This is a genomic window from Nonomuraea harbinensis, assembly GCF_019396385.1.
Taxonomy (GTDB): Bacteria; Actinomycetota; Actinomycetes; order Streptosporangiales; family Streptosporangiaceae; genus Nonomuraea; species Nonomuraea ferruginea.
Genome location: NZ_JAHKRN010000011.1, coordinates 99,670 through 119,114, shown reverse-complemented (window position 1 = coordinate 119,114; position 19,445 = coordinate 99,670). Strand labels below are relative to the sequence as shown.

Annotated in this window: 18 protein-coding genes; 1 reads left to right on the top strand and 17 read right to left on the bottom strand. The window is 68.9% G+C overall.

From position 1 onward, the window contains the following. Positions 1–100: 100 nt before the first annotated feature. A complete protein-coding gene (rarD, locus tag KME79_RS14565) occupies positions 101–988 on the top strand; it encodes an EamA family transporter RarD (RefSeq protein WP_308248912.1) in 888 nt (295 codons plus the stop codon). Here the strand turns inward: rarD and KME79_RS14560 are convergent. The 17 genes from KME79_RS14560 to KME79_RS14480 all read right to left on the bottom strand — a co-directional run bounded on the left by KME79_RS14560 (position 956) and on the right by KME79_RS14480 (position 19,374). Beyond that, positions 956–1,945 (bottom strand): polyprenyl synthetase family protein, encoded by a 990-nt coding sequence (locus KME79_RS14560; RefSeq protein WP_148036383.1) that lies wholly within the window; start codon positions 1,943–1,945, stop codon positions 956–958. The genes rarD and KME79_RS14560 overlap by 33 nt on opposite strands. Before the next feature lie 10 nt (positions 1,946–1,955). Continuing rightward, positions 1,956–3,542 carry an NADH-quinone oxidoreductase subunit NuoN gene (nuoN, locus tag KME79_RS14555; RefSeq protein ID WP_219544854.1) on the bottom strand — a complete coding sequence of 529 codons (1,587 nt, stop codon included), beginning with the start codon at positions 3,540–3,542 and terminating at the stop codon, positions 1,956–1,958. Further along, positions 3,539–5,104 carry an NADH-quinone oxidoreductase subunit M gene (locus tag KME79_RS14550; protein ID WP_148036381.1) on the bottom strand — a complete coding sequence of 522 codons (1,566 nt, stop codon included), beginning with the start codon at positions 5,102–5,104 and terminating at the stop codon, positions 3,539–3,541. Before KME79_RS14550 ends, nuoN begins: the two co-directional genes overlap by 4 nt. Beyond that, on the bottom strand, positions 5,104–6,942 hold the full coding sequence (gene nuoL, locus KME79_RS14545; RefSeq protein WP_219544932.1) for an NADH-quinone oxidoreductase subunit L: 1,839 nt from the start codon (positions 6,940–6,942) through the stop codon (positions 5,104–5,106). Before nuoL ends, KME79_RS14550 begins: the two co-directional genes overlap by 1 nt. Positions 6,943–7,012: 70 nt before the next feature. Beyond that, positions 7,013–7,309 (bottom strand): NADH-quinone oxidoreductase subunit NuoK, encoded by a 297-nt coding sequence (gene nuoK / locus KME79_RS14540; RefSeq protein WP_148036380.1) that lies wholly within the window; start codon positions 7,307–7,309, stop codon positions 7,013–7,015. Next, on the bottom strand, positions 7,306–8,064 hold the full coding sequence (locus KME79_RS14535; RefSeq protein WP_148036379.1) for an NADH-quinone oxidoreductase subunit J: 759 nt from the start codon (positions 8,062–8,064) through the stop codon (positions 7,306–7,308). Before KME79_RS14535 ends, nuoK begins: the two co-directional genes overlap by 4 nt. Then, positions 8,057–8,572, bottom strand: coding sequence for an NADH-quinone oxidoreductase subunit NuoI (nuoI, locus tag KME79_RS14530; RefSeq protein ID WP_148036378.1), 516 nt, complete (start codon positions 8,570–8,572; stop codon positions 8,057–8,059). Before nuoI ends, KME79_RS14535 begins: the two co-directional genes overlap by 8 nt. Further along, on the bottom strand, positions 8,559–9,875 hold the full coding sequence (gene nuoH, locus KME79_RS14525) for an NADH-quinone oxidoreductase subunit NuoH (RefSeq protein WP_148036377.1): 1,317 nt from the start codon (positions 9,873–9,875) through the stop codon (positions 8,559–8,561). Before nuoH ends, nuoI begins: the two co-directional genes overlap by 14 nt. Next, a complete protein-coding gene (locus KME79_RS14520) occupies positions 9,872–12,256 on the bottom strand; it encodes an NADH-quinone oxidoreductase subunit G (protein WP_219544853.1) in 2,385 nt (794 codons plus the stop codon). Before KME79_RS14520 ends, nuoH begins: the two co-directional genes overlap by 4 nt. Beyond that, on the bottom strand, positions 12,253–13,542 hold the full coding sequence (gene nuoF, locus KME79_RS14515; protein ID WP_219544852.1) for an NADH-quinone oxidoreductase subunit NuoF: 1,290 nt from the start codon (positions 13,540–13,542) through the stop codon (positions 12,253–12,255). Before nuoF ends, KME79_RS14520 begins: the two co-directional genes overlap by 4 nt. Next, positions 13,539–14,195, bottom strand: coding sequence for an NADH-quinone oxidoreductase subunit NuoE (gene nuoE / locus KME79_RS14510; protein WP_148036374.1), 657 nt, complete (start codon positions 14,193–14,195; stop codon positions 13,539–13,541). The genes nuoF and nuoE overlap by 4 nt, the downstream gene beginning before the upstream one ends. Further along, the gene (locus KME79_RS14505; protein ID WP_219544851.1) at positions 14,192–15,517 is read right to left on the bottom strand and encodes an NADH-quinone oxidoreductase subunit D; all 1,326 of its coding nucleotides are present in this window, start codon (positions 15,515–15,517) and stop codon (positions 14,192–14,194) included. Before KME79_RS14505 ends, nuoE begins: the two co-directional genes overlap by 4 nt. Next, the gene (locus tag KME79_RS14500) at positions 15,514–16,218 is read right to left on the bottom strand and encodes an NADH-quinone oxidoreductase subunit C (protein WP_148036372.1); all 705 of its coding nucleotides are present in this window, start codon (positions 16,216–16,218) and stop codon (positions 15,514–15,516) included. The genes KME79_RS14505 and KME79_RS14500 overlap by 4 nt, the downstream gene beginning before the upstream one ends. Then, positions 16,215–16,766: a NuoB/complex I 20 kDa subunit family protein gene (locus KME79_RS14495; RefSeq protein WP_148036371.1), complete on the bottom strand. Its 552-nt coding sequence runs from the start codon at positions 16,764–16,766 to the stop codon at positions 16,215–16,217. The genes KME79_RS14500 and KME79_RS14495 overlap by 4 nt, the downstream gene beginning before the upstream one ends. A gap of 1 nt (position 16,767) precedes the next feature. Beyond that, on the bottom strand, positions 16,768–17,163 hold the full coding sequence (locus KME79_RS14490) for an NADH-quinone oxidoreductase subunit A (RefSeq protein WP_219544850.1): 396 nt from the start codon (positions 17,161–17,163) through the stop codon (positions 16,768–16,770). 76 nt (positions 17,164–17,239) lie between these two features. Next, positions 17,240–18,496, bottom strand: a complete 1,257-nt coding sequence (locus KME79_RS14485) for a geranylgeranyl reductase family protein (protein ID WP_219544849.1) — start codon at positions 18,494–18,496, stop codon at positions 17,240–17,242. Positions 18,497–18,645: 149 nt separating this feature from the next. Continuing rightward, a complete protein-coding gene (locus KME79_RS14480) occupies positions 18,646–19,374 on the bottom strand; it encodes a demethylmenaquinone methyltransferase (protein ID WP_219544848.1) in 729 nt (242 codons plus the stop codon). Positions 19,375–19,445: the final 71 nt, after the last annotated feature.

Here is a 19,445-nt window from a genome sequence, read left to right as displayed (position 1 = left end):
CACTACATATTTCCGTGAAGATCCTCGCATTTGTGCTCAAAGGTAGTCATGCCCGAAGATGTGTTTCATGCCTGAACTACGGCGCGGTGTCTTGTATGGCGTGGCCGCGTATGCGATGTGGGGTCTGTTCCCCCTCTACTGGCCGCTGCTCAAGCCCGCCGGGGCCGTCGAGATCCTGGCCCACCGGATGGTGTGGTCGCTGATCACCGTGGTCGCGGTGCTGGCCGTGCGCAGATACTGGTCGTGGATCAAGGAGATCGTCCGGCAGCCGCGCAAGCTCGCCCTGCTGGCCCTGGCCGCGCTGATCATCACGGTCAACTGGGGGACCTACATCTACGCGGTCAACACCGGTCACGTGGTGGAGGCCGCACTCGGATACTTCATCAACCCGCTGGTGAGCGTGCTGTTCGGGGTGGTGCTGCTGCGCGAGCGGCTGCGGCCGCTGCAGTGGACGGCGGTGGGGTTCGGCGCGCTGGCCGTGATCGTGCTGACGACGAACTACGGCAGGCTGCCGTATCTGGCGCTGGTGCTCGCCTTCTCGTTCGGTCTGTACGGGCTGATCAAGAAGCAGGCGAACGTGGGCGCGGCCGAGAGCCTGACGGTGGAGACGCTGCTGCTGCTGGTGCCCGCGGTCGCGTACATCGGGTTCCTGGAGGCCGCGGGGCAGGGGACGTTCGTGGACCTGGGGCCGTGGCACGTGGTGCTGATGGTCGGCGCGGGGGTGATCACGGCGGTGCCGCTGCTGTGCTTCACCGCCTCGGCCATCAGGGTGCCGCTCAGCACGATCGGGCTGCTGCAGTACATCGCGCCGGTGCTGCAGTTCCTGTGTGGGGTGCTGATCGCGAAGGAGACGATGCCGCCGAGCCGGTGGATCGGGTTCTCGATCGTCTGGCTGGCGCTGGCCATCTTCACGTACGACAGCTTGCGGGCGGCGCGGGCCGCCCGCATCGGCAGGTCAGCCAGACCGCTCGACCACGTAGTCACATAGCGTCAAAAATGCGGCCTTGGCCGGGATGTCGGGAAGGCCGCTGATGTCGGCCCGAGCCCGGTCCACCCAGGCGTCCAGGTCGCCCCGGGCCCGCGCCATCGCCGGGTGGGCCCGCAGCAGCGTCAGCGCCTCGTCCAGGTCGTCCTCCGCCACCGGCCCGGAGAGCAACTCCCCCAGCCGCGACGACGGGTCGTCGGCCAGCACGTAGAGCACCGGCAGGGTCCTGATGCCCTCGCGCAGGTCGGTGCCGGGCGTTTTGCCCGACTGCCGGGAGGACGAGGCCACGTCCAGCAGGTCGTCGCCGAGCTGCCATGCCACCCCGATGGCCTCGCAGGCCCGGCTGAGCCGCTCCTCGACGTCCGCCGGCGCGCCTGACAGCAGCGCACCGAACCGGCCGGCCGCCGCGATGAGCGAGCCGGTCTTGTCGCCGAGCACCTGGATGTAGTGGGCGACCGCGTCGTCGCCCGCGCGGGCCCCGACGGTCTCGCGGATCTGCCCGCGCACCAGGCGGGAGAACGTCTGCGCCTGGATCCTGATCAGCTCGGGCCCGAGGTCGGCGAGCAGGTCGGAGGCCTGGGCGAACAGGTAGTCGCCGGTCAGGATCGCCACGGTGTTGTCCCACCGCGCGTTGGCCGACGGCGAGCCGCGGCGCACCCGCGCCTCGTCCATGACGTCGTCGTGGTAGAGCGAGCCGAGGTGGGTCAGCTCGATGACCACGGCGCCGGGCACCACGCCCGGCGCCGACGGGTCGCCGAACTGCGCGGCCAGCAGCACCATCAACGTGCGGAAGCGCTTGCCGCCGGCCTCGATGAGGTGCTTGGACGCCTCCGTGACGAAGGCGTCCTCGCTCTCCACCGACGAGCGCAGCAGCTTCTCGACCGCGGCCAGACCATTGGCCACGTCCTGCGCCAGCCGCTCGTCTTCGATAGGAAGGTCAACAACGGGAGGCGCGGACATATGTTTCCCCTTATCTAATGAAAAGGCTGGAAGCAGCCGTGTTGGCGAGCTGGAGCACGGGCTCCGGGAACACCCCGACTCCTACGGTAACCAGCAGCGAGAGCGTGATGACGGTCACAGTGCCCGTACTCGGCACCGCGATGGCCGGGCCGTCGGCCGCCGGCTCGTTGAAGAACATCAGCACGATCACGCGGACGTAGAAGAACGCCGCGATCGCCGAGGCGATGACGCCCACCACGACCAGCCCGGTCATCCAGGCTCCCAGCGAGTCGCCGGCCTCCTGGCCGCTCCCGATGGCCGCCGTGAACAGCGCGTACTTGCCGAAGAACCCGCTGGTGAGCGGGATCCCGGCGAAGGCCAGCAGGAAGAAGGCGAACACCCCGGACAGGATCGGCGCCCGCTTGCCCAGGCCCGCCCAGCGCGACAGGTGGTTGGCCTCGCCGCCGGGGTCGCGCACGAGCGTGACGATGGCGAACGCGCCCACGGTCGCGACGCCGTACACCAGCAGGTAGAACAGGATCGCCTGCAGCGAGACGGCGTTGCCCGCCCCGGTGTCGTACGTCGCCAGCACGCCCACCAGCAGGAAGCCGGCGTGCGCGATGGAGGAGTAGGCGAGCATCCGCTTGATGTCGGTCTGCGTGATGGCGATCACGGCGCCGACCATCATCGTCAGCGCGGCGACGACCCACAGCACCGGACGCCAGTTCCAGTCGAGGTTGCCCAGGCCGACCCAGAACACCCGCAGCAGGGCGCCGACGGCCGCCACGAGCGTGCCGGAGGCCATGAGCGCGGTGATCGGCGTCGGTGCGCCCTGGTAGACGTCCGGCTTCCACGCCTGGAACGGAGCCGCACCGATCTTGAACAGCAGGCCGACGCCGAGCAGCGAGAACCCGAGCAGCAGCAGGGGGTCGAGCAGCGCGCCCTGCGCCATCGCCTGGCTGATGCCGGCGAAGGACACGGTGCCGGCGTAGCCGTAGACCATGGCGGCGCCGTACAGGAAGAACGCCGAGGAGAACGCGCCGAGCAGGAAGTACTTCATCGACGCCTCCTGCGACAGCAGACGGCGCCGGCGGGCCAGGCCGCACAGCAGGTAGAGCGGCAGGGACATGACTTCCAGGCCGACGAACATCGTCAGCAGGTCGTTCGCGGCGGGGAACATGAGCATGCCGCCCACCGCGAACAGCGCCAGCGGGTAGACCTCGGTGTGCTCGTGGCCGGCCCGCTCGGCCCCCTCCTCGTCGGCGCTGCCGGGCACGGACGCGGCCGAGGCGACGAAGTGGCCCTCGTCGTTGATCAGCAGCACGCAGACGGCGGACAGGACGAGGATGACGCCCCAGATGAACAGCGTGGGCCCGTCGATGGCGAGCGCGCCCATGGCGACCGGCCCGGTCGGCAGGTCACCCCTGACGACCTGCACGATGACCAGCGCGAACGCGCCGATCAGGGAGAGCAGGGTGAGCGGCACCTGGAACGACTTGCGCAGGTAGCGAGGCGCGAACGCCTCCACGAGCACGCCGAGGATCGCCGCGCCGAAGACCAACAGCAGCGGCGCCAGCGTGGCGTACTCGATCGTCGGGAACTCGATGGTCGGGTTCACTGCCCGGCTCCCTTCTCAGCGACGCCCGGGTTGTGCACCTGGACGTTGACCAGGGTGGAGGTCACGGCCGGGTTGATCACGTCCAGCAGCGGCTTGGGGAAGAACCCGAAGCCGATGATCAGCGCGACGAGCGGCGCCAGGACCCACACCTCGCGGGCGTTCAGGTCCTTGAACGCCTTGACCGGCTCGGCGGTGGGGCCGTTCAGCGCCCGCTGCACCATCCACAGGATGTAGACGGCGGCCAGGATGACGGCCAGCGCGGAGACGATCGCCGCCGCGGCCAGCGCGCCGGAGCCGAACGCCTCGCTGGAGTAGGTGCCGATCATCACCATGAACTCGCTGACGAACGACGACAGCCCCGGCAGGGAGAGCCCGGCCAGACCGGCGACCAGGAAGAAGCCGGCGAGCACCGGCGTGACCTTCTGGACGCCGCCGTAGTCGGCGATGTGCGGCGAGCCGCGCCTGGCGATGAGGAACCCTGCCGCCAGGAACAGCGCCCCGGTCGCGAAGCCGTGGTTGACCATGTAGAGCGCGGCCCCGGCCTGGGCGACCTGGGACATCGCGAACACGCCCATGACGATGAACCCGAAGTGGGAGATCGACGTGTAGGCGATGAGCCGCTTCATGTCGGTCTGCCCGATGGCCACGATCGCGCCGTAGATGATGCTGATGACCGCGAGCACGATGATCGGCGTGGTGAACGCCTTGGCCGCGTCCGGGAACAGCTCCAGGCAGAAGCGGAGCATGCCGAACGTGCCCACCTTGTCGAGCACGCCGACCAGCAGCACCGCGGCCCCGGCGGGCGCCTGGGCGGCGGCGTCGGGCAGCCAGGTGTGCACCGGCCAGAGCGGCGCCTTGATGGCGAAGGCGATGAAGAACCCGGCGAACAGCCACTTCTGCGTGGCCGGGTCCTGGATGGCGCCGACGAGTTCGGGGAACATGAACGTCCCCTGGCCCGCGACCACGTACAGCCCGATGACCGCGACCAGCATGAGCAGGCCGCCGAAGAGCGAGTACAGCAGGAACTTGACGGCCGCGTAGGACCGCTGGGCCCCGCCGTACGACCCGATCATGAAGTACATCGGGATCAGCATGGCTTCGAAGAAGACGTAGAACAGGAAGACGTCGGTCGCCGCGAAGACGCCGATCATCATCGCCTCGAGCACGAGCAGCAGCGAGAAGTACGTCTTCACCGAGCGCTTGGGCGCCACCACGGTGCCGTCGGCGGCCTTGACCCCGTCGGCGTCGTGCCAGGAGGCCAGCACCACGATCGGCACCAGCACCGCCGACAGCGCGATCAGCACCAGCGCGATGCCGTCGACGCCGACGCCGAAGTGCACCCCGAAGCTCGGGATCCAGTCGTACGTGGCCTCGAACTTGAAGCGCTCACCGGCGGCGTTCGGGAACTGGAACGCCATCACCAGCGTCAGGGCCAGCACCACCAGGGAGACCAGCAGCGTGACCTGTTTGGCCAGGGTGGTGCTGCCCTTCGGGAGCAGGGCCACCACGATGGCGCCCAGGACGGGCACCGCCATGAGTATCGGGAGCCAGAGTGACGACATCAGATGTTCCCTACGAGGAGCAGGGCGCCGGTCAGGATGGCGGCACCGAACAGGATGGACAGCGCGTAGGTTCTGGCGAAGCCCGTCTGGAGCCTGCGCAGGCGCCCGGAGCTGCCGCCGATTCCCGCGGCCAGCCCGTTGACCACGCCGTCGATGCCGCGGTTGTCGAAGAACACCGCGAGGCGGGTCAGCCACTGGCCGGGGCGCATGATCAGCGACTCGTTGATCGCGTCACCGTACAGGTCGCGCCGGGCGAACGTGGTGAGGAACGAGCCGCGCGGCTGCACGGCGGGCACCTCGGCGCGCCCGTACTTGTACCAGGCGAACGCCGCGCCGACCGCGACCAGCGCCAGCGTGGCGAGGCCGGTGGTGCTGGTGAAGTGGAACTCCGGCCTCGCAGCGGGAGCGCCGACCGCGGGGGCCAGCCAGTCCATGAGCCGGTTGCTCAGGATCAGGTAGCCGCCCAGGAAGACCGACCCGATCGACAGAACGATCAGCGGCACCGTCATGACGGTCGGCGACTCGTGCGGGTGGGCGTCCTTCTCCCAGCGCTTCTCGCCGAAGAAGGTCATGAAGACCATCCGCGACATGTAGAAGCCGGTGATGCCGGCGCCGGCCACGGCCAGCCAGCCGAGGATCGGCTGCGCGTGCACCGCGGTCTCGATGATGCCTTCCTTGGTGAAGTAGCCGGAAAGCAGCGGGAACCCGATGATCGCCAGGTAGCCGATGAAGAACGTGGCGAAGGTGACCGGCATGTACGTGCGGAGCCCGCCGTACTTGCGCATGTTCACCTCGTCGTTCATGCCGTGCATGACCGAGCCGGCGCCGAGGAACAGGTCGGCCTTGAAGAAGCCGTGCGTGATCAGGTGGCCGATGGCGAAGGCGTAGCCCACCGGGCCGAGACCCGCGCCCAGCATCATGTAGCCGATCTGCGACATCGTGGAGCCGGCGAGGCCCTTCTTGATGTCGTCCTTCGCGCACCCGATGATCGCACCGGCCAGCAGCGTGGCCGCGCCGACGACGGCGACGGCGAGCGCCGCGCCCGACCCCTCGGGGAAGAAGAACGCGCCGGAGCGGACCACCAGGTAGACGCCGGCGGTGACCATGGTCGCCGCGTGGATGAGGGCCGAGACCGGGGTCGGGCCCTCCATCGCGTCCAGGAGCCACGACTGCAGCGGGAGCTGGGCGGACTTGCCGCACGCGCCGAGCAGCAGGAGCAGGCCGATGGCCAGCGTGGTCGGGTTCTCCGCCGTGATGGGCTTCAGCTCGGCGAAGGCGAGCGTGCCGAACGTGGTCCAGATCAGGAACATGCCGACCAGCAGCCCGAAGTCACCCACGCGGTTGACCACGAACGCCTTCTTGGCCGCGACCGCGGCCGACGGCTTGAACTGCCAGAACCCGATCAGCAGGTAGGACGCCAGGCCGACGCCCTCCCAGCCGATGAACAGGCCGACATAGTTGTCGGCCAGCACCAGCAGGAGCATGGCCGCGACGAACAGGTTCAGGTAGGCGAAGAACCTGCGCCGGTCGGGGTCGTGCGACATGTAGCCGATCGAGTAGATGTGGATCAGCGATCCGACACCGGTGATCAGCAGCGCGAAAGCGATCGACAGGGGGTCGATGAGCAACCCCATGTCCACCATGCCCGGGATGAACTCCCACAGGTGCACCGCCTGGCGGCGCTGCGCCTCGGGGAGCCCGAGCAGTTCGACGAACGCCAGCACCGCCACGACGAACGAGGCGAGGGACATGGCCACGCCCAGCAGATGGCCCCACCGGTTGGTGTAGCGGTTGAACACCAGCAGGATGGTCGCCCCCACCAAGGGGAAGGCGATCATCAGCCAGGACAGCCCGATCACGCCACCGGTGGTGTGCTGGATGATCTCAACGGGATCCACCAGTCACCTCTTAGTACTTCAGCAGGTTCGCGTCGTCGACGGACGCGGACCTGCGGGTTCGGAAGATCGTCACGATGATGGCCAGGCCGACCACGACCTCGGCCGCGGCCACCACCATCACGAAGAACGCGACGATCTGGCCTTCCAGGTTGCCGACCTGCCTGGCGAACGTGACGAAGGCGAGGTTGCAGGCGTTGAGCATGAGCTCAATGCACATGAACACCACGATCGCGTTGCGCCGGATCAGCACGCCGACCGCGCCGATCGAGAACAGCAGGCCCGACAGGATGAGGTAATTCGTGGTCACTCGGACTCCTCCTCGGCCCGTTGCCGGATGGCCTCGGCGAACTTCGGGTCCTTAGGCAGCCGGTCCTGCTCGACGTCGTAGCGGGCGATGTACGGGTTGACCGACTCCTCGGAGACCGAGCCGTCGGGCAGCAGCGCCGGCATGTCGACCGCGTTGTTCCTGGCGTACGTGCCGGGCCCAGGCAGCGGCGTCGGCCGGTCGCCGAGGAAGCGCGCCTTGGACAGGTCCTTCTGCGTGGCCTTCTTGGCGACCCGCTCGCGGTGCGCCAGCACCATCGCGGCGAGCGCGGCGGTGATGAGCAGCGCCGAGGTGACCTCGAACGCGAACACGTACTTGGTGAACAGCAGCAGCGCGATCGAGCGGATGTATCCGCCCTGCGCGGTGGCGGCGGCGAGCCCCGCCTGCGAGCTGAAGACCGCGTTGCCGAGGGCCAGCACGATCAGCCCGGCGAAGCCGATCCCGGCGATGATCGCCCAGAACCGCTGCCCCCGCAGTGTCTCGACCAGCGAGTCGGAGGTGTCGACCCCGACCAGCATGAGCGTGAACAGGAACAGCATCATGACGGCGCCGGTGTAGACGATGATCTGCACCGCGGCCAGGAACGGCGCTTCCTGCACCGCGTACAGGACCGCCAGGCAGAGCATCACGGTGCCGAGCATCAGCGCCGAGTAGACGGCCTTCCGGTTGAAGACCACGCCGAGAGCCGCGCCGACGGACACGACGGCGAGCACCCAGAAAGTGATGGTCTCACCCATTGGTCCGTCCCAGCCGGTAGTAGTCCTCTTCCGTCTCGCCCAGGCGCATCGGGTGCGGCGGCTGCTCCATGCCCTGCGTGAGCGGGGCCAGGAGCATCTCCTTGGTGAAGATCAGCGCCTCACGGCTGCCGTCGGCGAGCTCGTACTCGTTCGTCATCGTGAGCGCCCGGGTCGGGCACGCCTCGATGCACAGCCCGCAGAGGATGCACCGCAGGTAGTTGATCTGGTACGTGCGCCCGTAACGCTCGCCCGGAGAGTAGCGCTCGTCCTCGGTGTTGTCCGCGCCTTCGACGTAGATCGCGTCGGCCGGACACGCCCAGGCGCACAGCTCGCACCCCACGCACTTCTCCAGGCCGTCGGGCCAGCGGTTGAGCTGGTGGCGACCGTGGAAGCGAGGAGCCGTCGGCTTCTTGACCTCCGGGTAGTTGGTCGTGACGGGCTTCTTGAACATCGTGTGGAAGGTGACCCCGAAGCCCTTGACGGGGTTCAGCCAATCAGTTAGTCCCACTGGGAATCTCCTTGTGCTGCGCCCCGTGGTAGTGCGGCAGATCAAGCGGCGGCACAGGGAAGCCACCGGCTGCCGGCTCCTTGGACAGTTCCTCGAACTCGGCCTCGACCTCCGCCTTCTTGGCTTCCTTGCGCCGTTGGTTGACGGTGTCGAACCGCATCCAGATCGCCAGCGCGCCGATCACGATGATCACGCCCATCCCCGCGGAGAGGTAGATGTCGCCGTCGAAGGTGCCGTTGCGGACGAAGATCACGTTGCGCACGGCCGCGACGAGCAGGATCCACGCCAGGTTGACCGGGATCAGCACCTTCCAGCCGAGCGACATCAGCTGGTCGTAGCGGATGCGCGGCAGCGAGGCCCGCACCCACACGATGAAGCAGAACACCAGGATGAACTTGATGATGAACCACAGCACCGGCAACCAGCCGACGTTGGCGCCCTCCCACAGCGAGATGGGGAACGGCGCCCGCCAGCCGCCGAGGAACAGCGTCACGGCGATGCCGGAGGCGGTGAAGGTGTGGACGTACTCGCCCATCATGATCAGCGCGAACTTCAGCGACGAGGAGTACTCCGTCTGGAAGCCGCCGACCAGCTCACCCTCACTCTCGGGCAGGTCGAACGGGATGCGGGCCGCCTCGCCGAACATGGTGACCACGTAGATCAGGAACGACGGGATGAGCAGCACCGCGAACCAGGTCTGCTGCTGCGCCGCGACGATCTCCGAGGTGGACAGCGTGCCGGCGAACAGGAAGATGGCCACGAACGACAGGCCCATCGCGATCTCGTACGAGACCACCTGGGCCGCCGAGCGCAGGCCGCCGAGCAGCGCGTACGGCGAGCGCGAGGACCATCCGGCGAGCACCACGCCGTAGACCGACACGGCGCCCATGGCGAGCACGAACAGCACCGCCACCGGCAGGTCGAGCAGCTGCAGCGGCGTCTGCACGCCGAACAGGTTGACCATCGGCCCGAACGGCATGACGGAGAAGGCCAGGAAGGCCGGCACCACCATGATGATCGGGGCCATCAGGTAGAGCGCCTTGTCCACCGTCCGCGGGGTCAGGTCCTCCTTGAGCCCCATCTTCAGGCCGTCGGCGACGGACTGCAGGATGCCGAACTTGCCCGCGCGGTTCGGGCCGTAGCGGTGCTGCATCCTGGAGATCAGCTTCCGCTCGAACCAGACGCCGAGCAGGATGCCGACCATGATGAAGGCGAAGAGCATCACGGCCTTGATGATGGTGATCCAGAGCGGGTCCTTGCCGAAGTCGGCAAGGGTCGGATCGGCCGCGAGAACGTAGGTCATGAGGCGCTCCCGATCGTGACGATGTCGCCGGCCACCGCGCCCAGATCGCGGGTGACCGAGCAGCCGCCCGAGTTCGACGGCACCCAGACCACGCGGTCCGGCAGGTCGGCGATGCGGACGGGCAGCGTGACGGCGGTGGGGCCGGCCCCGCCGACGACGACCTTGTCACCGTCGGCGACGCCGATCTCCGCCGCCGTGCTCGCCGAGACCAGCGCCTCGGCCGCGCGGGCGGTGCCCGCGAGGTACGGCTCGCCGTCCTGCAGACGGCCGTCGTCGAGCAGCAGGTGCCAGGTCGCCAGCAGGGCCTGGCCCGCGGCGGGCGCGGGCAGGGCGCGGGTGGCGACGGACGGGGCGGCGACGCGGTCGCCGCGCCAGGCGCCGATCGACGTCAGCTCGCGGCGGGCGGCCTGCGCGTCGGGCAGCCCCAGGTGGACGTCCATCCGGTCGGCGAGGTTGCCGATCACGGCCAGGTCGCTCTGCATGCCGGGCACCTTGATCGGCGCCTCGAACGAGCGGCCCCTGCCTTCCCAGTTGACGAACGTGCCGGCCTTCTCCTGGACGGCGGCGACGGGCAGCACCACGTCGGCCCGGTCGGTGACCGCGCTCGCGCGGATCTCCAGGCTGACGATGAACGGCATCCGCTCCAGCGCCTCCAGCGCCAGCGCCGGGTCCGGCAGGTCGTACGGGTCGACCCCGGCCACGACCAGGGCGTCGAGCTCGCCGTCACGGGCGGCGGCGAGGATGCCCGAGGTGTCGAGGCCCGGCGTCTCCGGCAGCGAGGCGACGCCCCACGCCCTGGCGACCTCGGCCCTGGCGGTGGCGTTCTCGACCGGCCGGCCGATCGGCAGCAGGTTGGGCAGCGCGCCCGCCTCGACGGCGCCGCGCTCACCGGCCCGGCGCGGGATCCAGGCGACCCTGGCCCCCGAGGCGGCCAGCCGCACCAGGGCGGACAGCGCGCCGGGGACCGTGGCCAGCCGCTCGCCGGCCAGCACGATCGTGCCCTCGGCCAGCGTGCCGGCGAGCTCGCCGAGCGCGTCGGCCTCGCCGCCGGGAGCGGTGCGGACGAGCGTGCCGCCCATCTTGGCCAGGCTCTTGGTGGCGAACGGGGCGATCGAGGTGACCGGGAGCCCCCGCTTGCGCCACGCCTTGCGCAGCCGCAGGAAGACGCTCGGCGACTCCTCCTCGGGCTCGAACCCGGCGAGCACCACGGCGGGCGCGTTCTCCAGGTCGGTGAAGGAGATCTCGATACCGGTGCCGGCGACCGCGTGCGCGAGGAAGCGGGCCTCCTCGGCGGAGTGCGGCCGGGCACGGAAGTCGATGTCGTTACTGCCGAGCGCGATGCGGGCGAACTTGGCGTAGGCGTAGGCGTCCTCGACCGTGAGCCGGCCGCCGAGCAGCACGCCCGCCTTACCGCGGGCGGCGGCCAGGCCCTGCGCGGCCACGCTCAGCGCCTCCGGCCACGAGGTGGGCACGAGCACGCCCTCCTCGTCGCGGACCAGCGGCGTCCTGAGCCGGTCGGGCTGGGTGGCGTAGGTGAACGCCCAGCGGCCCTTGTCGCAGTTCCACTCCTCGTTGACCTGCGGGTCGTTGCCCGCCAGGCGGCGGGTGACCTTGCCGCGCCGGTGGTCGGTGCGCTGCGCGCAGCCGGAGGCGCAGTGTTCGCACGCGCTCGGCGTGGACACCAGGTCGAACGGGCGGGCCCGGAACCGGTAGGCGGCGCCGGTCAGCGCGCCCACCGGGCAGATCTGCACCGTGTTGCCGGAGAAGTAGGACTGGAACGGCTCGCCGTCGGCCACGCCGACCTGCTCCTTGGCGCCCCGCTCGAAGAAGTCGATGAACGGGTCGCCGGCGATCTGGTCGGAGAACCGGATGCAGCGCGCGCACTGGATGCAGCGCTCGCGGTCGAGCAGCACCTGCGTCGAGAGCGGCAGCGGCTTGGCGAAGGTCCGCTTCTTCTCCTGGAAGCGGGACTCGCCCTGGCCGTTGGACATGGCCTGGTTCTGCAGCGGGCACTCGCCGCCCTTGTCGCACATCGGGCAGTCGAGCGGGTGGTTGATGAGCAGGAACTCCATCGCCCCGCGCTGCGCCTTCTCGGCGACGGGCGAGGTGAGCTGGGTCTGCACCACCATGCCCTGGGCGACCTCGATCGCGCAGGACGGCTGCGGCTTCGGGAAGCCGCGGCCGTTGCCGGCGTCGGGGATGTCGACCAGGCATTGACGGCAGTTGGCCGCCGGGTCGAGCAGCGGGTGGTCGCAGAACCTGGGGATCTGGATGCCCAGCAGCTCGGCCGCCCGGATGATCAGCGTGCCCTTGGGGACGCTGATCTGGAACCCGTCGATCGTGCAGGTCACCAGGTTGGTCTCTACAGCGGTCGTGGTCACCGGTCACCCCACAGAGTGGACTTCTTCGGGTCGAACGGGCAGCCGCCGACCTCGAAGTGCTTGAGGTACTCCTCGCGGAAGTACTTCACAGACGAGTGGATCGGGCTGGTCGCGCCGTCGCCGAGCGCGCAGAACGAGCGGCCGAGGATGTTGTCCGCGATGTCGGTGATCGTGGACAGGTCCTCCTCGGTGCCCTGGCCGGCCTCCAGGCGCTTGAGCACCTGCTTGAGCCAGTAGGTGCCCTCGCGGCACGGCGTGCACTTGCCGCACGACTCGTGGGCGTAGAACTCCGTCCAGCGCAGCACGGTGCGGACCACGCAGGTGGTCTCGTCGAAGATCTGCAGCGCGCGGGTGCCGAGCATGGAGCCCTTCGCGCCGACGGCCTCGAAGTCCAGCGGGACGTCGAGGTGCTCGTCGGTGAAGATCGGCGTGGACGAGCCGCCGGGGGTCCAGAACTTGATCCGGTGTCCCTCGCGGATGCCGCCCGCCATGTCGAGCAGTTCGGCCAGCGTGATGCCGAGCGGCGCCTCGTACTGGCCGGGCCGCGTGACGTGGCCGCTCAGCGAGAAGATGCCGAAGCCCTTGGACTTCTCGGTGCCCATGGAGGCGAACCAGTCGGCGCCGTTGGCGATGATGCTGGGAACACTCGCCACAGACTCCACGTTGTTCACAACAGTCGGCGAGGCGTACAGCCCCGCCACCGCCGGGAACGGAGGCTTGAGACGCGGTTGACCCCTGAAGCCCTCCAGCGAGTCGAGCAGCGCGGTCTCCTCGCCGCAGATGTAGGCGCCCGCGCCGCTGTGCACGACGAGCTCCAGGTCGTAGCCGGAGCCGAAGACGTCGGTGCCGAGATAACCCTTCTCGTACGCCTCGCGCACGGCCGCGTGCAGCCGCCTGATCACGTGCAGCACCTCGCCCCGCACGTAGATGAAGGCGTGGTTGGCCCGGATCGCGTACGAGGTGATGATGACGCCCTCGATCAGCGAGTGCGGGTTGGCCATCATCAGCGGGATGTCCTTGCAGGTGCCCGGCTCCGACTCGTCGGCGTTGACGACGAGATAGTGGGGCTTGCCGTCGCCCTGCGGGATGAAGCCCCACTTCATGCCGGTGGGGAAGCCCGCGCCGCCGCGGCCGCGCAGACCCGAGTCCTTGACGGCCTGGATGACGGCGTCGGGGTCCATGCCCAGCGCCTTCTTGGCGGCCTCGTACGGGCCGTAGCCGTCGATGGTGAAGGAGTCGGGCCTGTCCCAGCTCGCGGTCAGGACCGGAGTAAGGGTAGTACTCATGCCTCTGGGGCCTTCCATCCGTTGGCCTTGGCGACCTTCAGGCCTTCCAGCGAGGCGCCGGCGGCCGAGGGGCCTTCGCCCGCCTGGTCGTCGGGCAGCCCGGCCAGCACGCGCGAGGCCTCCTTGAACGAGCACAGCCGCTTCGGCCCGCGGGTCGGGCGGATGTCCTTGCCGTCGCGCAGGTCGTCGACGAGCTGCTTGGCCGACTCGGGGGTCTGGTTGTCGAAGAACTCCCAGTTGACCATCATGACCGGGGCGAAGTCGCAGGCCGCGTTGCACTCCAGGCGCTCCAGCGAGACCTTGCCGTCAGGGGTGGTCTCGTCGTGGCCGATGCCGGTGTGCTCGGTCAGCTGCTCCCAGATCTCGTCGCCGCCCATGACCGCGCAGAGCGCGTTGATGCACACGCCGACGTGGTAGTCGCCGGCCGGCTTGCGCTTGTACATCGTGTAGAACGTCGACACGCCGACGACCTCGGCCTTGCTGACGCCGAGGATCTCCGCGCAGAACTCGTGGCCGTCGTCGGAGACGTAGCCGTCTTCCGACTGCACGAGGTGGAGCAGCGGCAGCAGCGCCGAACGAGCCTTCGGGTAGCGGCCGATGATCTCCTTGGCGTCCTTCTCCAGACGCTCCCGGACTTCCGGTGCGTAGCTCACCGGTCCACACCTCCCATGACGGGGTCGATTGATGCCACCGCGGCGATCACGTCTGCGACCTGCCCGCCCTCCGACATGGCGGGGATGGCCTGCAGGTTGTTGAAGGACGGCTCGCGGAAGTGGACGCGGTAGGGGCGGGTGCCGCCGTCGCTGACGACGAGCGCGCCGAGCTCGCCCTTGGGCGACTCGATCGGCGCGTACGCCTGCCCGGCGGGCACCCGGAAGCCCTCGGTCACCAGCTTGAAGTGGTGGATGAGGGCCTCCATCGAGCTGCCCATGATGTGCGCGATGTGGTCGGGCGAGTTGCCGAGCCCGTCGGGGCCGAGCGCGAGCTGCGCCGGCCAGCCGATCTTCTTGTCCTCGATCATCACCGGGTCGCCCTTGAGCGGACCGGCGATGCGGTCCAGGGCCTGCTCGATGATCTTGAGGGACTCTTCCATCTCCTGCATGCGGACGAGGTAGCGGGAGTACACGTCGCAGCCCTTCTGGACCGCGACGTCGAACTCGTAGTTCTCGTAGCCGCAGTAGGGCTGCGTCTTACGCAGGTCCCACGGCAGGCCCGAGGCCCGCAGGATCGGCCCGGTGATGCCGAGCGCCATGCAGCCGGTCAGGTCGAGGTAGGCCACGTCCTGGGTGCGGCGCAGGTAGACGGGGTTCTCGTCGAGGAGCTTGCGGATGTCCTTGATCCGTTTGGGCATCTCCTTGAGGAGCTCGCCGACCTTGTCGACCGCGCCCGCGGGCAGGTCGACGCTCACGCCGCCGGGCCGCACGTAGGCGTGGTTCATGCGCAGACCGGTGATGTACTCGAACAGGTCCATGACCATCTCGCGGTCACGGTAGCCGAACAGGAACGGCGTGGTGGCGCCCAGCTCCATGCCGAACGTGCCCATCGCGACCAGGTGAGAGGAGATGCGGTTGAGCTCCATCATCATCACGCGGATCGCCTGGGCCCGGTCGGGCACCCGGTCCTCGATGCCCAGCAGCTTCTCGACGCTCAGGCAGTAGGCCGTCTCGTTGAAGATCGGCGACAGGTAGTCCATGCGAGTGACGAACGTGGTCCCCTGGGTCCACGTGCGGTACTCCATGTTCTTCTCGATGCCGGTGTGGAGGTAGCCGATGACGCTGCGCGCCTCGGTGACCGTCTCGCCGTCGAGGGTGAGGACCAGCCGGAGCACGCCGTGGGTCGACGGGTGCTGCGGGCCCATGTTGACGACCAGGCGCTCGTCGTCGCCCTCGCGGACGCCGGTGACGACGTCGTCCCAGTCGCCCCCGGTGACCGAGTAGACCTTGCCTTCTGTCGCCTCGTCGTAGGCGGTGCTCATGAGTATGACCTCCTGTGATCCGGCGAGGGGATCGTGGCGCCGCGGTACTCGACCGGGATGCCGCCCAGCGGGTAGTCCTTGCGCTGCGGGTGGCCGTCCCAGTCGTCGGGCATCATGATCCGGGTCAGCGCGGGGTGACCGTCGTAGACGATCCCGAAGAAGTCGTACGCCTCGCGCTCGTGCCAGTCGTGGGTCGGATAGACGCCGACGGTCGACGGGATGTGCGGGTCGGCGTCGGGGCAGCTCGTCTCGACGCGCACCCGGCGGTTGTGGGTCATCGAGCACAGGTGGATGAGGGAGTGCAGCTCCTCGCCCTCGAGGTGCGGGTAGTGCACCCCGGAGACGCCGAGCGACAGCTCGAAGCGGAGCTCCGGGTCGTCGCGGAGCTTCTGGCACACCTCGACCAGCCGCTCCCGCTTGACGTGCAGGGTCAGCTCGCCGCGGTCGACGACCACGCGCTCGATGGCGTCGTCCATGCCGAGGGCGTCGACGATCTCGTCGAAGTAGCCCCCGTACGGGCGCGGGGTGGACAGCCGCGGCTGGCGGCGGACGACCAGCCCGCCGAAGCCGGAGGTGTCGCCGGAGTCGTGGACGCCGAACATGCCGCGCCGGACGACGGGCGCCTCGACCGGCTCCGGCGCCTGTGCCTCGTCGGGCACCTTCGCGTCGGGGACCTCGGGGAGGTTGTCGGGCGAAGTCACTTGGTCGCCCCCTGGTCGATCAGCGGCAGCGTACGGAGCGCCCGCAGTTCGAGGTCCTCGATCTGCTGGGCGCGGTGCGCGCCGAACTTCATGTTCTGGATCTTGTCGTGCAGCTTGACGATCGCGTCGATGAGCATCTCCGGCCGCGGCGGGCAGCCCGGCAGGTAGATGTCGACGGGCACGACGTGGTCGACGCCCTGGACGATCGCGTAGTTGTTGAACATGCCGCCGCTGGAGGCGCACACGCCCATCGCGATGACCCACTTGGGCTCGGCCATCTGGTCGTAGATCTGCCGCAGCACCGGCGCCATCTTCTGCGACACCCGGCCGGCGACGATCATCAGGTCGGCCTGCCGCGGAGTCGCCGAAGCGCGCTCCATGCCGAAGCGCGCGAGGTCGTAGTGGGAGGCGCCGGTGGCCATCAGCTCGATGGCGCAGCAGGCGAGGCCGAACGTGGCCGGCCACACCGAGTTCTTGCGTGCCCAGCCGGCGGCCTGCTCGACCGTGCTGAGGATGAACCCGCTGGGGAGTTTCTCTTCGAGTCCCATGTCAGTCCCACTCCAGACCCTTACGGCGCCATACGTACGCGTAGGCGACCAGGACGGTGACGATGAACAGCAGCATCTCCACGAGCGCGAACACGCCCAGACCCGAGGCGATCACCTGGTTGGCGTCGTTCCGGAGCGGCGCGAACGTGACCGCCCACGGGTAGAGGAAGATGATCTCGATGTCGAAGACGATGAAGAGCATCGCCGTGACCATGTATTTCAGCGGGAACCGTCCGCCACCGACTGGCTGGGGCGTCGGCTCGATACCGCATTCGTACGCGTCGAGCTTGGCGCGGTTCCAGCGCTTGGGACCGGTGAAGGGAGCGATGGCGACCGAGAAGATCGCGAAGCCCCCCGCGAGAACGGCGAGCACCAGGATGGGCACGTAAAGGTCCATCGCTACGCCTCCTCTTGCGCCGCCACGCGCAGGGGCGCGCGGCGAGATCTATGGGTTTGCCGGGTGATTGTGGGAATCATGCTCGTGGCGCGACCTTCGAGAGTGCGTTGATGATCTTGTCTGACGCATCGCCCCGCCGGTCGGTGAGATTACCAAGGAGTTTGAGCGCGAAGCGCATCAGCCTGGGGTGGGGCAGTCCGTGCCTGGTGCCGAAGCTCATCACGCCCGGCCTGCCGATCGCCTCGACGAAGACCCGGCCGAGGGTGAAGTAGCCGCCGTAGGCGTCCTTCAGCACGCGTGGATATTCGCGCAGCAGCCGCTCGCGCTGCGCGGGGGTGGTGCGGGGGGCGAGCGCGCGGGCGATGACCTCGGCGGCGATCTCGCCGGTCTCCATCGCGTAGGCGATGCCCTCGCCGTTGAACGGGTTGATCGACCCGCCGGAGTCGCCGACCAGGACGAGACCGCGGGTGTAGTGGGGCTGCCGGTTGAAGGCCATCGGGAGGGCGGCGCCGCGGATCGGGGCCGTCATGTTCTCCTCGGTGAAGCCCCACTCGGCGGGCATGGCCTTGCACCACCGCTTGAGCAGGTCGCGGTAGTCGATGTTGCCGAAGTGGGAGCTGGTGTTGAGCAGCCCGAGCCCCACGTTGGCGGTGCCGTCGCCGACGCCGAACACCCAGCCGTAGCCGGGCAGCAGCGTCTCCTCGTCCCACAGCTCCAGCCAGGTCTCGAGGTAGTCGTCGTCGTGGCGGGGACTCGTGAAGTAGGTGCGCACCGCCACGCCCATCGGGCGGTCCTCGCGCTTGTGCAGGCCCATGCCGAGGGCCAGGCGGGTGCTGTTGCCGTCGGCGGCCACCACCACGCGGGCGCGGTAGGTCGCGCCGTCCTTGGTGGTCACGCCGGTGACGTGGCCGCTGCGGTCGTCGAGCACCGGGCCGGTGACGGTGACGCCCTGCATCAGGCGCGCGCCGGCCGCCTCCGCGTGGGCGGCGAGTATCTGGTCGAAGTCCTGGCGGGTGCGGACGAGGCCGAAGTCGGGGAAGCGCTCCAGCTGGGGCCAGTCGAGCTCGAACCGCAGGCCGCCACCGACCACGCGCAGGCCCTTGTTCCTGACCCAGCCGGGGCCGTCGACGTCGACGCCCATGTTGAGCAGCTGCTTGACGGCGCGCGGGGTCAGGCCGTCGCCGCAGACCTTCTCCCTGGGGAACCGGGTCTTCTCCAGCACGAGCACGTCGAGGCCGGCCCGCGCGAGGTAGAAGGCGGTCGCGGAACCGGCGGGACCGGCGCCGACGACGATGACGTCGGCGTCAGCCTTGCGGGCTGCTGGCACGGTCACGGGCCTGGTCCTGTTCCTACAACGGGGTGTTATCCGGGCGTGGTCCTTTGTGAACCTCTTCACAAACTTTCCGGCCCGTCAGTCTAACCCTTTTCCAGGACAAAGTGGCAGCCGGGGGGCCTTCATGACCCAGTAGATCATGTCCGTCGTCACGCTTCCGGGACGGACGGCTTGAAGCCCCGGTGAATGGCCACGATGCCGCAGGTCAGGTTGCGCCAGGCGACGCGCCCCCAGCCGGCTTCCTGAATCGTACGCGCCAGCCTCCGCTGGTCGGGCCAGTCCCTGATCGACTCCGCAAGATACTCGTAGGAGTCGTCGTTGGAGCCGAACACCTGGGCCACCTTGGGCAGCATCCTCATCAGATACTCGCGGTAGACCAGGTCCAACACCGGCACGGTGACGTGGGAGAACTCCATGACCACCAGCCGCCCGCCCGGCCTGGTCACCCTGAGCATCTCGCGCAGCGCCTGGCCGGTGTCGTGCACGTTGCGCAGCGCGACCGAGATCGTCACCGCGTCGAACGAGTCGTCGGCGAACGGCAGCCGCATCGCGTCGCCGGCGACGAACGGGATCCCCTCGCCGGTCAGCGCGTTGCCGCCGCGGCGCCGTACGCCCACCCGGAGCATGCCGAGCGAGAAGTCGGAGGCGATCGCCCGCGCGCCCAGCCCGGTGAAGGACTCGGTGGACATGCCCGTGCCGGCTCCGAGGTCGAGCACGACCTCGCCGGGACCGGCGTCGACGGCCTGGGCCACCGCCTTGCGCCACAGCCTGACCTGCCCGAGGGAGATCACGTCGTTGACCAGGTCGTAGCGCCGGGCGGTGCGGTCGAACATCGCCGCGACCTCCCCCGGCTTCTTGTCCAGTTGAGCGCGCGTCATGGAGTCAAGCCTATGGCCAACCCGACAATTGACGGAAAGTAGCCACGAGATTACTTACCGTCTGCTAAGAA